Source organism: Streptococcus sp. KHUD_010, assembly GCF_040207525.1.
GTDB classification, from domain to species: domain Bacteria; phylum Bacillota; class Bacilli; order Lactobacillales; family Streptococcaceae; genus Streptococcus; species Streptococcus hominis.
This window is the reverse complement of the sequence record NZ_CP157941.1, coordinates 775,667-792,593: the sequence shown is the minus strand read 5'-3', so window position 1 is coordinate 792,593 and position 16,927 is coordinate 775,667. Positions and strand designations below refer to the sequence as shown.

General features: G+C 40.3%; 14 protein-coding genes and 1 tRNA gene. 1 reads left to right on the top strand and 14 read right to left on the bottom strand.

Features of this window, described 5'->3' with window-relative positions; translation table 11 throughout:
* The first annotated feature begins 25 nt into the window (after window positions 1-25).
* Entirely contained in the window at window positions 26-1,474 is a 1,449-nt protein-coding gene (locus ABKA15_RS03910; RefSeq protein WP_049512877.1) for an alpha-amylase, read from the top strand.
* 388 nt (window positions 1,475-1,862) lie between these two features.
* Here the strand turns inward: ABKA15_RS03910 and ABKA15_RS03905 are convergent, their stop codons facing one another.
* The 14 genes from ABKA15_RS03905 to rapZ all read right to left on the bottom strand — a co-directional run bounded on the left by ABKA15_RS03905 (window position 1,863) and on the right by rapZ (window position 16,840).
* Window positions 1,863-3,209 (bottom strand): HAMP domain-containing sensor histidine kinase, encoded by a 1,347-nt coding sequence (locus tag ABKA15_RS03905; protein WP_049512879.1) that lies wholly within the window; start codon window positions 3,207-3,209, stop codon window positions 1,863-1,865.
* Entirely contained in the window at window positions 3,199-3,873 is a 675-nt protein-coding gene (locus ABKA15_RS03900) for a response regulator transcription factor (protein ID WP_003024352.1), read from the bottom strand. Before ABKA15_RS03900 ends, ABKA15_RS03905 begins: the two co-directional genes overlap by 11 nt.
* Before the next feature lie 271 nt (window positions 3,874-4,144).
* The gene (locus ABKA15_RS03895; RefSeq protein WP_003029592.1) at window positions 4,145-4,600 is read right to left on the bottom strand and encodes a hypothetical protein; all 456 of its coding nucleotides are present in this window, start codon (window positions 4,598-4,600) and stop codon (window positions 4,145-4,147) included.
* 404 nt (window positions 4,601-5,004) lie between these two features.
* Window positions 5,005-5,076: transfer RNA gene (locus ABKA15_RS03890), tRNA-Arg, on the bottom strand.
* A 39-nt stretch (window positions 5,077-5,115) separates the two neighbouring features.
* The gene (rplS, locus tag ABKA15_RS03885) at window positions 5,116-5,463 is read right to left on the bottom strand and encodes a 50S ribosomal protein L19 (RefSeq protein ID WP_049512881.1); all 348 of its coding nucleotides are present in this window, start codon (window positions 5,461-5,463) and stop codon (window positions 5,116-5,118) included.
* Between the two features lie 150 nt (window positions 5,464-5,613).
* Entirely contained in the window at window positions 5,614-6,573 is a 960-nt protein-coding gene (locus ABKA15_RS03880) for an ROK family glucokinase (protein WP_003027901.1), read from the bottom strand.
* 103 nt (window positions 6,574-6,676) lie between these two features.
* Entirely contained in the window at window positions 6,677-9,856 is a 3,180-nt protein-coding gene (gene carB / locus ABKA15_RS03875) for a carbamoyl-phosphate synthase large subunit (protein ID WP_192208657.1), read from the bottom strand.
* Window positions 9,857-9,883: 27 nt separating this feature from the next.
* Complete coding sequence (locus tag ABKA15_RS03870) at window positions 9,884-10,972, bottom strand: carbamoyl phosphate synthase small subunit (protein WP_049512885.1); 1,089 nt, start codon at window positions 10,970-10,972, stop codon at window positions 9,884-9,886.
* Between the two features lie 41 nt (window positions 10,973-11,013).
* Window positions 11,014-11,934 carry an aspartate carbamoyltransferase catalytic subunit gene (locus ABKA15_RS03865; RefSeq protein ID WP_049512886.1) on the bottom strand — a complete coding sequence of 307 codons (921 nt, stop codon included), beginning with the start codon at window positions 11,932-11,934 and terminating at the stop codon, window positions 11,014-11,016.
* Between the two features lie 58 nt (window positions 11,935-11,992).
* Complete coding sequence (locus ABKA15_RS03860) at window positions 11,993-13,261, bottom strand: solute carrier family 23 protein (protein ID WP_003024843.1); 1,269 nt, start codon at window positions 13,259-13,261, stop codon at window positions 11,993-11,995.
* 4 nt (window positions 13,262-13,265) lie between these two features.
* Entirely contained in the window at window positions 13,266-13,787 is a 522-nt protein-coding gene (gene pyrR / locus ABKA15_RS03855) for a bifunctional pyr operon transcriptional regulator/uracil phosphoribosyltransferase PyrR (protein WP_049512890.1), read from the bottom strand.
* Between the two features lie 280 nt (window positions 13,788-14,067).
* Window positions 14,068-14,979, bottom strand: coding sequence for a DNA-binding protein WhiA (gene whiA, locus ABKA15_RS03850; RefSeq protein WP_049512892.1), 912 nt, complete (start codon window positions 14,977-14,979; stop codon window positions 14,068-14,070).
* Window positions 14,976-15,953 (bottom strand): YvcK family protein, encoded by a 978-nt coding sequence (locus tag ABKA15_RS03845; RefSeq protein WP_049512894.1) that lies wholly within the window; start codon window positions 15,951-15,953, stop codon window positions 14,976-14,978. Before ABKA15_RS03845 ends, whiA begins: the two co-directional genes overlap by 4 nt.
* Window positions 15,950-16,840, bottom strand: a complete 891-nt coding sequence (gene rapZ / locus ABKA15_RS03840; RefSeq protein WP_049512896.1) for an RNase adapter RapZ — start codon at window positions 16,838-16,840, stop codon at window positions 15,950-15,952. The genes ABKA15_RS03845 and rapZ overlap by 4 nt, the downstream gene beginning before the upstream one ends.
* Window positions 16,841-16,927: the final 87 nt, after the last annotated feature.

Sequence of the window (16,927 nt, the reverse complement as noted above, 5' to 3'; positions counted from 1 at the left end):
TCAAGACAAGAAAGAGGTATCTCGTATGGAAAATCAAACATTAATGCAATATTTTGAATGGTATCTACCAAATGACGGACAACATTGGAATCGTTTGGCAACAGACGCTCCACATCTAGCTTCTAAAGGCATTCGCAAGGTTTGGATGCCACCTGCTTTCAAAGCAACTAGTTCTAATGATGTCGGCTACGGCATTTATGACTTATTTGACCTGGGCGAATTTGACCAAAAAGGAACCGTTCGGACAAAGTATGGCTTTAAGAAAGACTATTTGAAGGCTATCTCAGCACTCAAAGAAAATGGAATCGAGCCTATTGCAGATATCGTTTTAAATCACAAGGCGGCAGCGGATTACAAAGAGCGATTTACTGTTATTGAAGTTGACCCAAATGATCGTACAGTCGCCCTCTCTGAACCTTTTGAAATAAAAGGCTGGACCAAGTTCACTTTCCCTGGTCGCCATAAAAAATACAATGATTTTGAATGGCATTGGTACCACTTTACAGGGACGGATTATGACGCTAAGCGAAACAAATCAGGGATTTACCTCATTCAAGGGGACAACAAAGGTTGGGCTGATGATGACTTGGTGGACAATGAAAATGGAAATTTCGACTATCTTATGTACGCTGACCTTGATTTTAAGCACCCAGAAGTCATTCAAAACCTTTATGATTGGGCAGATTGGTTTATCGAAACAACCGGCATTCATGGCTTTAGATTGGACGCTATTAAGCATATTGACTCTTTCTTTATGGGAAATTTTATCCGCGACATTATGGCAAAGTATGGAGAAGATTTCTATGTCTTCGGAGAGTTTTGGAATGGTGATGAAACTGCAAATAACGATTATTTAGGAAGTATTGACTATCGTTTTGATCTCGTAGATGTCAAACTGCACCACAACTTATTTGATGCTAGCCGTGCTGGGGCGGACTATGATTTGCGAAATATTTTTGAACAAACGCTTGTCAAAAACCACCCTAAATCGGCTGTTACTTTTGTCGATAATCACGACACACAACGTGGACAAGCACTAGAATCAACTGTTGAAGAATGGTTTAAACCTGCTGCTTATGCGCTTATCTTGCTTCGTGAAGCTGGGCTTCCTTGTGTGTTCTACGGAGATTACTATGGTATCAAGGGCGAGTTCGCTCAACAAAGTTTCCAAGAAGTCCTAGATAAACTGTTAGACATTCGGCTCAACTTAGCCTATGGTGAACAGACTGATTATTTTGATGACGAGCATTGTATCGCTTGGACTCGTTCAGGAAAAGACAACGGACAACCAATTGCTGTCATCATAAGTAACGACCAAGCAAATTCAAAACGCATGTATGTTGGTGAAAATTGGGCTGGTAAGGAGTTCAAAGATTACTTAGGAAACAGCTCTTCAATCGTGACAATCAAAAAAGACGGCTGGGCAGATTTCCCAGTTGCAGAAAAGGCAGTTAGTGTCTGGTCTGTGCAATAAAATAAAGAACACAGCAAGATTGAAACCAAAATTCGTTCTCTCTGTCGATTAGGGCGACAAAGCAAACCGAAAGTTGGGAGTCTTGTCTGCCCCGCCCAGCTGACGGTATAAACTAAAACTTAGGCAGTCCGTCCGCCCAGCTGACAGCATAAACTAAAACTCAGGCAACTCGTCCGCCCAGCTGACAGCATAAACTAAAACTCAGGCAGTCAGTCAACCCGGCTGACGAAAGCAACGTTGGCATCCCAGCCTCAACCATTCAACTCTGCTTTTAAACAAGATAAAAACACGAACAGATCAAGATAGTCAACTACTAATCCTGACTTTGTTCGTGTTTTTCTCATCTTCCGAAACAACCTTCCCCCTATGGATACAAGTTATTCCTGACTTATTTTTTCTTTCTATTGTCCGTTCTAATGGCAATCTTCACCTCAAAAATGGTTCCTTTCGGCTTATTATCTTTCACCGTAATAGTCCCTTTAAGGGCTTCTGTGATTTGCTTTGCAAGCGACAAGCCTAGACCAAAACCGCCTGTCTGCCGAGTTCGTGCTTTATCAACACGATAAAAACGATCAAAAATCTTTTTCTTATCTGCCGTACTAATCCCCGGACCATTATCTGCAACTTTCAAAAAAAGGGTTCGGTCATTCGCTAAAATCGTCAACTCAATTACACCGTCTTCATCTGTATATTTCAAGGCATTATCAAACAGAATTGTCATCAATTGCTTCAGCAAGGTCTTGTCTGTTTTAATCATGCGGTGAATCCTATTGTCAAATCGGAAAGTTTTCCCATTTTCTGCGGCAACCATCTCATAGTTGGTAAAGGTCGTATTAAAGAAATTTGGCTCGACATCGCCAATTTCTGGTTTAATCCCGTCATCGCGTCGTGCTAGATTGAGTAGATTTGTCGTCAACATTTTCATGTTCCGGACTTCGTCCAAACTAGAAGCAATGCTTTCGCTTGATTCCATAATGGTGGCTTCTGGTTTTCTAAACAAGGTTTCCAAGCGATTTTGCAAAACTGCTAGAGGCGTCCGCAACTCGTGACTAGCATTTTCAACAAAGCTCTTTTGCTTTTGAATACTCTCCAACAAAGGTTTAACACTGACACGAGCCAGATAGACACTTGCAATCAAAGAAATTCCCCAGAAACTAATCATTACAACTACAATCAGCTGCTCATGATTTTGACTGGTTTGTTCCAATTGGCTGGTATTGATAAAGACCGCTGCGTATTTAACGTTCGTTTCCAAATTAGGCAATTTCACCTTAAATAAAATCGTCCGATAGGTTTCTTCACGCCCATAATTGCTTTTTACTTGAACTTGCCGAATGCGATCCAATTGCTTGCTATTAAAGGAAAGTTTGTTAAGTCCCAGAAAATTATTGCTAGTAATAATCGGCTTGTAATTCTTATCAAATAAGATAACTTCCGTATTAGCACTGACATTTGGTTTATCAGTAAGCTCTTTGTCACCCGTATCGGCTTTAGGCTCTTCGTTGTCTGACTTCTGTTCCAGCCCTACTCTACGAGCGAGCGCCAAATTGATGACAGAAGCGGAATCCTGACTGAGACTTTTCAAGTTATTATCGACCGTTGTATAAAGGCTTGAGCGCATCACCTGAATGATGATCAAAGTCATGGCTGAGAAGATGAGAGTAAAAATACCAAAATTGCGAATGAAATAAGAAAAATCATCCGCATACCATGTTTTTTTTAGTTTATTCAGCATCTTTTAAAATATATCCGACGCTGCGAAGCGTTTGAAGATTGTTCGCAAAGGTCGTCCCTTTCAATTTTTTCCGGATTTTTGAAACATAGACTTCTACGACTGAAATCGTTGTATCACTATCAAATCCCCACAAGCGATCGAAAATCTGTGTCTTAGGCAAAATGACATTTTGATTTTGCAAGAAATACACCAGCAAGTCAAATTCTTTTCCGAGCAATTCTACTTCGTTTCCATCTACAAGTGTTGTGTTAGTTGATAAATTAACAGTGACATCGCCATAAGAAAGGGTGTTTTCATTAAACTTGCCAGAACGCTTCAACAGAGCTTGAATCCGCATTTTTAATTCTTCCAAATAAAATGGTTTGGTCAAATAATCATCAGCACCCAGTTCAAAACCATGTCCTTTATCATTCAAACTTTCTTTGGCTGTCATGATTAGCACAGGAGTTGTGACACCTTTTTCACGCAATTCTTTCAACACTTGGAAGCCGTCTTTTTCTGGCAGCATCAAGTCAAGCAAGATAAGGTCGTACACGCCACTCTCAGCCTCATACAATCCTTCCTCACCATCAAAAACTTGCATAACATCTGCAAAATCATCCAAAAAGTCAAATACTGAATTAGATAGACCGAGATCGTCTTCCACTAATAGAATCTTAATCATATGCTTTTCCTTCTAAATACGAGTTTGGGACAAAAGTCTCCAGTTTCAAAATTCGTTATGCACTAAACTAACGATACAGTAGCAGATTGCTCAAAACAGCACTTTGAGGCTTGAGGGGATAAGATCACGAACTAAACATTTTGAATGTTTAGTTCTGCCCACTCCTTTAATCGTGAACCAAGTACAAGTAAAGACTTCTTCTCACTTCACCTTTTTGAAAATCAACTTACTAACGTTCTGATTCTATTATATCATGACTTTCTCTGAAATATTAAGAATTTGTTGTATTTGAGTCATTATTTTCTGTCGTGCTACTATTCTTATCTGATTTGGTTGAACCGTCAGCATTTGATGGAGCTTTTTTCTTTGAGTTATTACTGTTTCCTGAGCCATTTTGGCTGTTACTATTGTCACTTTGGTTGCCATTTTGTTGGGGTGGCATTCCATTTGGACCGCCTTGATTATTTCCGTTTTGTTGTCCGCCTGGAGGCATTCCCGGACCACCTTGATTTTGGTTCCCCTGTTGCTGGTTATTCTGTGCCTGAGTTGTTGTACTTGTCTGTACTTTTGCCTGCTGATTGAGAGCATTCGTTGCCAAAGAACCAATGCCTAGCCCACCGAGAAGACCAACAGCGAGTGATCCGCTCGCTACAACGGTCATCCACCATTTGGTACTTTTTTCAACCATGATCATTTTCTCTTTCTTACTTGTGTTCTCTTGTTTCATTTTTGTCAAATTCCTTCTTTCTATTTTTAAGCGTTCAGAGATTGCATTCCAAAGAGTATTGCCACAATAACTCCTTTGATGCCAAGATTTATCAGACAAACAAATTTAACTTTGAGTTTTTTCATCTCATCACGTCCTTTCTTTTGAATGGAACTATCATATCTACTTTTTCTTAAAAGTGACTGAATTTTTTCTTAAAAGAAACTAAAAATAAAGACAGAAAATAGTAAAATGATATACAAAATATAAAAAGAAAAAACTAAATCAGAATATTCCAATTTAGTTTAAAAGATTATCTCATAAAATTGTCCTAGAAAAAGTCTCTTTTCTCAAAAGAGCGACCTAATTTCCATTTTATCTTCAAGTAATGCTACTATTCTTTCGGTTTTTCCATATACAATGAATGTCCCCTGCCGGAATCGAACCAGCAACTACTCCTTAGGAGGGAGTTGTTATATCCATTGAACTAAGGGGACTAGAGAAAAACTCTGCCAAGTGACAGAGTTAATTCTACATTAACGGCGGATTTCTTTGATACGCGCTGCTTTACCTTGCAATGCACGAAGGTAATACAATTTCGCACGACGTACTTTACCGTAACGAACAACTTCAATCTTTTCAACACGTGGTGTGTGAAGTGGGAAGATACGTTCAACACCTACACCATTAGAAATTTTACGAACAGTATAGTTTTCTGAAATACCAGCACCTTTACGAGCGATAACCACACCTTCGAAGATTTGGATACGTTCGCGATTTCCTTCGACAACTTTCGCGTGAACACGAACAGTATCACCAGGACGGAATACAGGAATATCAGTACGAAGTTGGCCTTCAGTCAAACTTTGGATTAATGGATTCATTTTTCTTCTCCTATCTTACTAATCTTACAGTTCATGACCACAGCGGATTAGTCGTTTTCTAGTGCTTCCATTACGCACTAACTAATATCATAACAAATTTTGTAATAATTGTAAATGCCTTACTCAAATTATTTTTCTATTTTAGGAAGGTTATTGAAGAACCAATGAAGCTGCTCCGATGACTCCCGCATCATTTCCAAGCGTTGCAAGTGCAAGTTTTGTGGAGGTACGTACTTGAGGGAAAGAATTTTCTTCATAGACCTTACGAACACCGTCTAGTAAAAATTCACCTGCTGCAGAGACGCCACCACCGATGACAATCGTTGACGGATTTAAGATAGATCCAATGTTGGCACAAGCAATACCAAGATAACGTGCAAAATTGCGATAAACAATGAGAGCTAATTCATCACCAGCTTTAGCCAAATCAAAGACAATTTTTGCATTGACATCTTCGCCATTGTCAATCAATTTTTTCAGCTCTGCATCACCAGCATATTCATCAGCGTAGCGGCGCGTTAAATTGACAATTCCCGTTGCAGAAGCTACGGTTTCTAGGCAACCTTTTTTACCACAAGTACAGAGAATCGGCTGATCAAAATCAACTGTGATATGCCCCAACTCTCCGGCTGCTCCAGCTACCCCATGCAGTAATTTCCCTTCCGCAACAATACCACCACCGACACCTGTTCCAAGTGTCATAAAAACAACGTCTGGTTGGTTTTCACCAGCACCTTTCCAACGTTCGCCAAGCGCAGCTACATTCGCATCATTATCAATAAAGAAAGGAATGCCAGTCGCTTTTTCAATTTTTTCTTTTACGGGTTGAAGGGTTTTCCAGTTTAAGTTGTAAGCTCCGATAACAGTTCCTTTTTCACGATCCACGACACCAGGAGAACCCATACCAATTCCGATGAAATCTTCAGCTGAAAGGTTTAATAATTTCAAGCGATGGTTGATCGATTCAATCATATCATCAACAATATGACTGCCTTCATCTAAAATATTTGTCTTAATAGACCATTTTTCTTGGACTTCTCCTTCTTGGGTCAGAATCGCAAACTTCACAGATGTACCACCTAGGTCAATTCCAATAATTTTTTTAGACATGCTACTCTCCTCTAATAACTTTTTTCATTCTCATTATATCAAATTTTTTACGAATTGAAAAGGTTTGCATAGAACTTAATATCATGACAAAAAGAATACTGCTCTAAATTGCTTCTGTCATAAAGCTACGACTTTCTAAGACCTTTAGCATGGCATCAGCTGTATCAAGTGCTGTAAATAGCGGCACTCCATGCTCAATGGCTGATTGACGGATAGCCTGACCGTGCTTATCAGCCGTTCGCTTCGTTCCGACTGTATTGATAATCGCCTGAACCTTGCCTTTGCGAACAAAGGCAGGAATATCATTATTATCGGCTGTACCAATTTTTTCAACCAATTGTGTCAAAACATCATTTTCTTTAAAGAATTCCGCTGTGCCTTGTGTTGCTAAAATACTATATCCAATCGCTGCAAAACGTTTTGCTAATATGAGGGCTTCTTCCTTATTTTCATCCGCAATCGTAAAGACAACATTGCCAAAGTTTGGAAGATGTAGATAAGAGGCTTCAAAAGCCTTGTATAAAGCTTTTTCAAGAGTTGCATCTGTTCCCATAACCTCACCCGTCGATTTCATTTCAGGACCAAGAAGGCTATCTACCTTGGCCAACTTAGTGAAGGAAAAGACTGGTGCTTTAACATGTACATTTTGACCTTCTGGATAAAGACCATCTTCATACCCTAGCTCCACTAAAGTTTGACCGAGAATCAACCGAGTTGCCACCTGTGCCATAGGGATATCCGTCACTTTAGACAAGAATGGCACCGTCCGGCTAGCACGAGGATTGACCTCAATGACATAAACCTTCTCATCTTTGATGACAAACTGAATATTCATCATACCGATACAGTGAAGTCCGATAGCCAATTTCTTAGTATAATCGGCGATAGTCTGCTGCACTTTAGTAGATAAGGTTTGCGGAGGATAAACAGCCATAGAATCACCTGAGTGAACTCCGGCCCGTTCAATATGCTCCATAATCCCTGGAATCAAGACCTGACGACCGTCTGAAATAGCATCTACCTCACATTCCTTACCGACAATGTAAGAGTCCACCAACACCGGATGATCAGGGCTAGCCTTGACAGCAGTTCGCATATAAGAACGAAGATCTACTTCATTCTCGACAATTTCCATAGCCCGACCGCCCAGAACGTAGGACGGACGAACCAAAACAGGAAAACCAATCTTACGAGCAGCTGCTACCGCTTCTTCTTCATTCGTCGCTGTCTGACCTGGTGGCTGCGGAATATTCAAATCCTTAAGAACCTGTTCAAACAAATCACGATCTTCGGCACGGTCAAGGTCAGCTACCTGAGTACCTAAAATTTTCACACCAGCTTTTGACAATGGCTCAGCTAGATTGATAGCGGTTTGTCCCCCAAACTGAACGATAACCCCTTTAGGTTTTTCCAGTTCAATGACATTCATGACATCTTCAAAAGTTAGCGGTTCAAAGTAAAGTTTATCAGAAATGGAGAAGTCTGTTGAGACGGTTTCCGGATTACTATTCATAATAATAGCTTCATAGCCAGTTGCTTGAATAGCCTTGACCGAGTGCACGGTCGCATAGTCAAATTCTACTCCTTGACCAATTCGAATAGGTCCAGAGCCCAACACTAGAACAGACTCTTTTTCTGACTTGATTGATTCATTTTCCAAAGCATAAGTAGAATAAAAATATGGTGTGCTTGATTCAAACTCGGCTGCACAAGTATCAACCGTTTTATAAACTGGAAGAATCCGCTCTTCTTTACGAAATTGACGTATTTCTTCTGCTGTCATTTTCCAAAGCCGAGCTAACTTAGTATCTGCAAAGCCGTTTTGCTTAGCCTGTCTAAGCAGATTTGCATCTCCAACATGAGTCATTAACTCCTGCTCTAATTCATGAATGTGAAGCAATTTATCCAGAAAGAACAAATCAATCTTGGTTAGTTTTGCAATTTCTACGATATCATAGCCACGACGGATGGCTTCAGATACATAGAAAAGACGATCATCCTGAGCTTTGACGACTTTTTCTAGTAAATCATCATCTGCCACTTGATTTAGTTCTGGCATTTCATTATGGTCAACACCGATTTCCAGAGAACGACAGGCTTTGAGCAAGCTTTCTTCGATATTACGCCCAATAGCCATGACCTCACCGGTAGCTTTCATCTGCGTTCCCAGATGACGTTCTCCATGTTCAAACTTATCAAAAGGAAAACGTGGAATTTTAGCTACCACATAGTCCAGAGCTGGTTCAAACATGGCATAAGTTGTGCCTGTGACCGGATTGATAACTTCATCTAGTGTCAAGCCAACAGCGATTTTGGCAGCTAATTTAGCGATAGGGTAGCCAGTTGCTTTAGAAGCTAGAGCTGATGAACGTGAGACACGTGGATTAACCTCAATGACATAGTATTTAAAGCTATGTGGATCCAGAGCCAGCTGTACATTACAACCACCTTCAATCTTAAGGGCACGAATAATTTTTAAACTAGCATCACGCAGCATTTGATTTTCGATATCTGAAAGTGTCTGCGTTGGCGCAAAAACGATAGAATCCCCTGTATGAACACCAACTGGATCAAAATTTTCCATGTTACAGACAACTAGAGCATTATCTGCACTGTCTCTCATAACTTCATATTCGATTTCCTTAAAGCCAGCAATAGAACGCTCAATCAGACATTGCGTTACAGGTGACAGTTTGAGACCATTTTCAGCAATTTCACGAAGTTCTTTCTCATCTACACACATACCGCCACCTGTGCCGCCAAGCGTAAATGCCGGACGAACAATGACTGGATAGCCTATTTTCGCTGCAAAGTCTACCGCTTCTTCGACTGTATTTACAATTTCAGATTCTGGAATAGGCTGTTCCAGCTCTTCCATGAGCTGCTTAAACAAATCACGATCCTCAGCTTGATCAATAGCCGACAGCTTAGTTCCTAAAAGTTCGACACCTAGCTCATCCAAGATACCTTCTTTGGATAATTCCATTGCCATATTGAGTCCTGTTTGCCCACCCAATGTCGGCAGAAGTGCATCTGGTCGCTCTTTCCGTAAGATTCTAGTGACAAATTCCAGCGTGATTGGTTCAATATAAACCTTGTCAGCAATTTCCTTGTCTGTCATAATCGTTGCAGGATTGGAATTAACTAAAATGACTGTGTAGCCTTCTTCTTTCAAAGACAAGCAAGCCTGCGTTCCTGCATAATCAAACTCAGCAGCCTGTCCAATGATAATGGGACCAGAGCCAATCACCATAATTTTCTGAATATCTGTACGTTTTGGCATGTTTTTCTCCTATTCCTAATCCATTGATTACAATGAACTATGCTGTTGTTTAAAAGCATCAATCATTTCCATAAACTCATCAAAGAGATAACTGGCATCATGTGGTCCTGGTGCAGCATCAGGATGAAACTGCACTGAAAAAGCAGGGAAAAACCGATGTCGCACACCTTCAATAGACTTGTCATTGATTTCCTCATGTGTAATCAGCAACTCGCTTGGAAAATTTTCCCGACTAACAGCATAACCATGATTTTGGCTGGTAAAATCAATTCGCCCTGTCGCAATCTCTCTGACAGCATGATTAAAACCACGGTGACCGAATTTCATTTTATAAGTCTGAGCTCCATTTGCCTTACTAAAAAGTTGATGTCCCATGCAGATACCAAAAAGAGGAATTTTACCTTGAATCCCTCGAATCATGTCTAGCACTTGCGGTACATCATCTGGATTACCTGGACCGTTGGATAACATGACACCGTCAGGGTGAAGGTGAAGAATATCTGCTGCACTTGTATCATAGGGAACAACTGTCACATTACAATTGCGTGCCGCTAATTCACGAAGAATCGAATGTTTCAATCCAAAATCAACTAACACAATACTAGGACCTGAACCCGGTGCTGGATACGGTGTCTTTGTTGAAACTTGTTTGATATTATCGGTCGGCAAAACGGTCGCCTTCAACTGATCTTGCAGATGCACCATTTGGTCGCCTACATTGGCTATTGTTGCTTTCATCGTTCCATGCTGCCGAATGATTTTCGTCAATGCCCGTGTATCAATACCAGCAATTCCTGGAATTTTCTTGACTTTTAAAAACTCGTCCAAAGTCATCTGATTACGCCAATTGCTCGCCCTTCGTGCCCACTCATAAACGATCACTCCCTTGCAAGTAGGAGTGATCGATTCATAGTCGTCGCGGTTGATTCCATAATTTCCGATTAACGGATAAGTGAAAGTCAAGATTTGCCCATTGTAAGACTGATCCGTAATGGATTCTTGGTAGCCAGTCATACCTGTATTAAAGACGATTTCTCCGGTCACCTCCATATCAGCCCCGAATGCCTCTCCTTCAAATACTGTACCATCTTCCAGAATTAACAAGCGTTTTTCCATTTTCCCCTCCGTTTGTTATTGCAACAACGTATTAATGCTTATTATTTTTTTCGTCCATTTAGGACAGACTCGATAATTGCCATCCGAACAAATACACCATTTGTCATTTGTTCTACAATACGAGATTTTGGAGCTTCCACTAAGTGGTCTGCAATTTCCACATCACGATTTACTGGAGCCGGATGCATGATGATGGCTGTATCTTTCAGCTTATCATATCGTTCCTGTGTTAGACCATGCATTTTATGGTAATTTTCTTTTGAAAAGAGTGAATCATCATCGTGGCGCTCGTGCTGCACGCGCAGAAGCATTAAGACGTCTACTTGGTCAACGACTTCATCAAGTGTGACAAATTGCCCATAATCTGCAAATTCTTCACTTCTCCATACTTCTGGACCTGCAAAATAAAGTTCTGCACCCAGACGCTTCAAGATTTGCATATTTGACTTCGCCACACGCGAATGATCTAAGTCGCCTGCAATCGCAATCTTCAAGCCATCAAAATGCCCAAACTCTTGATAAATGGTCATCAAATCTAGCAAACTTTGACTCGGATGTTGTCCAGAGCCATCACCACCATTCACAATTGAAGTTGTAATCGTTGGACTTTCAACTAATTCCTTGTAATAGTCCACTTCTGGATGACGAATGACACAGACATCCACTCCGAGCGCTGACATGGTTAAAATAGTATCATATAAGGTCTCTCCTTTGTTGATAGAGCTGGTCTTTGAATCAAAATCCAACAGGTCACAACCTAGCTTTAATTCCGCTACTTCAAAGGCTTTATGTGTTCGCGTAGAGGGTTCAAAGAAAAGATTAGCGATAATATGCTGTTCATCATAATGAGCTTTCGCTCCATTTTTAAATTCAATGCCACGTTTGATTAAACTTAAGACTTCCTCATTGGTAAGAGTTTCCATAGAGACAACATTTTTAAGAGCGATTTGATTAGATGACATGGTGTATTTCTCCTTTTATTAGATACGGCGTTTCTTTCAATAAAGTTAAGAATTCAAACTAATTTTTAGGTTCTGGCAAGATAAGATAGAGCACAATTCCAAGAACCGTTGACAAGGCAACCCCTGAAATTTGCAGACCTGAAAGTTGCAAGGTTAAGCCGCCAATCCCTGCAACTAAAATTACACTGGCAATTAACAGATTTTTCTTATTATCAAAGTCTGTTTGTTTTTCAATTAAAATTTTCAAACCACTAGAAGCGATGACTCCAAAGAGCGCAATAGAAATACCGCCTAGAACTGGAGTTGGAATGGACTGTAAGAGTGCCGATACTTTTCCGACAAAACTCATCACAATCGCAAGTACTGCTGCACCTGCAATAACATAGACGCTATAGATTTTATTGAGAGCCATCACACCGATATTTTCACCGTAACTCGTTACTGGTGGTGCACCGAAAATCCCAGCGATAACTTGTGCAAGACCATCTCCGGCAAGAGTTTTATCCAATCCTGGGTCTTTAAAGAAATCTTTTCCAGTCAGGCTATTCAATACCATAACATGACCAAAGTGCTCCGTCATAGTTACAAAGGCAATTGGAGCCATTGTTAAAATCGCACTTGGATAAAATTTTACATTATAATCTAAGAAAGGAAGATGCATAGGCGGGACATGGAACCATGAAGCTTGAGAAACTTTTGCAAAGGAAATAATTTCTTCTCCTGTTACCGCTCCAAGAATGAGCGCGAAGACATATCCGACAATCAAGCCTAACAGTACTGGAATAATTCCCACAATCTTTTTACCATAAATATTGAAAAGAATGACTGCAAAGAGAGTGACGATCCCAATAATGAAATAAGTTAAATTGTATTTACCATCTTTTAACATGACATCGTTTACCGCTGTGCTGGCCAAACTTAGTCCAATAACCATAATGATTGGTCCTACCACAACTGGCGGCAAAATCTTATCAATCCAAGCATTCCCAGCGAACTTCACAATAAGAGCTACAATGAAGTAAACCAAACCACCTGTAATGGCACCTTGAGCGACTGCTGCGATACCGTCTGTTTTCATCAACATTTGCATAGCTGCAATATAAGCGAAACTAGACCCCATATAAGCTGGCACTTTGTACTTGGTAACTGTTAAGTGTGCCAAGGTTCCTAGACCGCTTGAAAACAAGGCAACTGCTGGGTCAATTCCAACCAGAATTGGAACAAGAACCGTTGCTCCAAACATGGCAAACAAATGCTGAAAAGACAATCCTACAAGCAAACCAGGTTTTGGCATATCGTGTACATCATATTTCACATCTTGACTCATTTTCTTATAACTCCTCCGCAATCAAGACACGGTCTTGACCATCCTGTTCTACCATTTCTACAATAATCTCTTCTGTTCGGCTTGTCGGAATATTTTTTCCAACATAATCTGCTCGAATCGGCAACTCACGATGCCCACGGTCCACTAAAACAGCCAAGCTCACGCGTGATGGACGTCCCAAGCTAACTAGATTATCAATAGCAGCACGAATGGTGCGTCCTGTATAGAGGACATCATCTACCAAGATGACTTCGCGGTCTGTAATATCAACAGGAACATGTGTTGTGTCTTCTTCCACTTTAAAATCATCGCGGAATGGTTTGGTATCCAACTCACCGATAGGTACATCAATCTTTTCAAGTTGCGCTAATCGTTCTTGAATCCGCTGTGCAATGTAAACACCCCGTGTTTTTATACCAATCAAGACAATCTTGTCTAGCTCTTTGTTGCGCTCAATGATCTCATAAGTGATCCGTGTAATGGCACGTTTCATTGTCAAACCATCAACAACTTCTTTTATTTTCATGGAAATCCTCCTGTATAAAAAGTTAAAAGAAAAAGTCTCCTTCACAAGGAGACTTCAGAAAATCTAGGTAAGCATAGAGAAACTGCTAACAGCCTCACTGTACTATACCATCTTATACTTTGACTCCTTGTCTGCCTCACGGGACAAATTTAAAGGATTATTTAATTTTTATTACTATATCACACTTTTTGAAAATCTTCAAGAGAAAACCGTAAAGTTTTAATGGAAATTTTCAAATTGATTCCGCCTATAATATATAATCCCCATTTCCTTGCATTTTCTACAACTCATTTGCGATTTTATTGATTTTCCTCAAGCGATGATTGACACCACTTTTCGTCAAAGGCTTACTAAGACTTTCTGCCAACTGCTGGATAGAATAATCCGGATGATTGACACGCAGATAAGCCACCTCTTGCAAATCAACCGGCAAGCTCTCTAAACCAACTGTGTCAATGATTTTGCTAATGTTATGAATGGTTTTCATGCTAGCTGTCACCGTTCGAGCAATATTCGCCGTTTCCGCATTATTCGTCCGATTCAAATCATTTCTAGCCTCTCGCAAGAGCTTGACCGACTCAAACTCAGTCATTGCTTTCATAGCCCCAATCACAATCAAAAAGTCCATAATGTCCTCAGCTCGCTGCAGATAGGTTACTGAGCCTTTTTTGCGCTCAATTGTCTTGGCATCCAATAAAAACTTTCGCATTAAAGCTGCTAAATCTTCCGCATGGTCAGAATAGACCGATAAGATTTCCAGTTGATATTTCCCAGAATCTGGATCACGCATACTGCCCGTGGATAAAAATGCTCCTCGTAAATACGATCGGCTCGCTTCATCATCTGATAAAATAGCTTGGTCAATACCTGCTTCAATCCCAAAAAAGGAGTCTGCCAAGTGTAAATCGGCTAAAATTTGTTCCACACCTTCGTCTAAAAAAACAGTATAAACACGATTTTTCCGAAGATTCGCTTTTTGATGATGACGAATATCCGATTTGACTTGATAAAAAGCTGCCAACAATTCATAAATGTGACGAGCGATTTTTGCATTTTCTGTCGTAACAGATAATGTTAAGCCTTGACTAGAAATTCCTAAGCTGCCTGACATCTTAATGATAGCCGATAATTCCGTTTTATCTTTTTTGCCTAGACCAAGCAGTTCTTCTTTCACTTTAATGGTAAAACTCATTTGCGCACCTGTATAATCTGCATAAGTTCATCGACGACTGATTCACCATCATGAAAAGCTCCGCCATTTTCCAAGCGAAGAAAATTAGACGAAATGACACGAGGTACTTGCTCTTTCAAACCTTTAAAATCATGCTCAACCTGCACCAAATACTCATCAAATTTATTAGAATTCATATATTCTTGAGGAACTTGCTCAATGTTTACTAAAACCGTGTCAATAAATGCTTTCCCAAGATGACGATGCAAAACAGCCACGTGGTCACTATCTGTGAAATGCTCGGTTTCACCACGCTGCGTCATAATATTACAAACATAAGCAATCTCTGCTTGGGTTTCCAAGAGCGCTTGCCCAATTTCTTCTATCACCATATTGGGTAAGATAGAGGTAAACAATGATCCCGGTCCCAAAACTACCATATCACTTTCTAAAATTGTCTGCACCACTTTGCGGCTAGCAGTTGGTTTTTGGTCATTATAGGTGTTGGTGACATAAACTCGTTCAATCATACCTTGGTGCTCTGCCAAATGACTTTCTCCAGCCACCTCACTTCCATCAGTAAATACAGCATGAAGCGTCAAAGGTGTATCACAAGACGGATAAATCTTGCCAGTTGTGTGGAAAAACTTGGTCAACAGTTGCATGGCATTGTAAGTCGAACCTTGCATTTCTGAAATTCCGGCAATAATCAAGTTTCCAAGAGGATGTCCAGCTAAAGCACCGTCTTCTTCTGCAAAGCGATATTGAAAGACTTTTTCATAAAAACGAGGCATATCCGACAAAGCCACCAAAACATTTCGTAAATCACCTGGTGGTGTTAATTGCTGAATGTTTTTCCGTAATTCACCTGAACTTCCTCCGTCATCAGCGACTGTTACTATGGCTGCAATATCTACATCTTTCTTACGCAAACTGTCTAAAATCACAGAAATTCCTGTACCACCACCTATAACAGCAATTTTAGGTTTTCTCATGAACGATTCACCGTTTCCTTTCTGCGGTCTTTATCTCGATGTGATGAATGAACGGTCCATTCGCTCGCCAAATCATCTGCTAGACGTTGTGCAAAAGCTACGCTTCTGTGTTGACCGCCTGTACAACCAACTGCAATTGTTAAAACAGATTTCCCCTCTTTTTTGTAGCCCGGTAAAATCGGTTTGATAAGAGCCACTAAGTGCTGATAAAATTCTTCTGACTCCGTATGATTCATCACATAATCATAAACGGGTTTGTCAAGCCCTGTTTGATTGCGAAGTTCTGGTTGGTAATATGGATTTGGTAAAAAACGTACATCAAAAACAAGGTCGGCATCTAGCGGAAGACCATATTTAAAGCCAAAACTCACCACTTCAATGCGAAACGATTGAAGCTTTCTCTGATCTGAAAAATGCTCAGAAATGGTTTTACGCAATCCGCGCGGTGTTAATTCGGTCGTATCTACCACGTTTTGACTCATGTTTTTCAATGGTGCCAGTAACTCACGTTCTAGCTTGATACCGTCTAAAATACGCCCATCTGCCGCTAAGGGGTGGCTACGCCGCGTTTCCTTGTAACGTGCAACTAATTCCGTATCTGCCGCATCTAAAAACAAAATCTTAAAATCAAGTCCAGCGTTACTTTCAATCTCATCTAGAACTTTCTGAATCTCAGAAAAGAATGAACGACTACGCATATCTACAACCATAGCAATCTTGTCGTTGTCTTGTGTCGTTTCGATTAACTGCAAAAATTTAGGAACCAGCGTGGGGGGCATATTATCAATCGTAAAATAGCCCAAATCTTCAAAAGACTGGATGGCTACAGTCTTTCCCGCTCCACTCATTCCCGTCACGATAACCAAATGAATTTGTTTGTCTGACATATCTCCTCCTTGATAAAACAATCAATTTCCAGTATATTAAAACATTTCCAATTCCTTTTTATTATAACACACCCAGTACAATTCGGA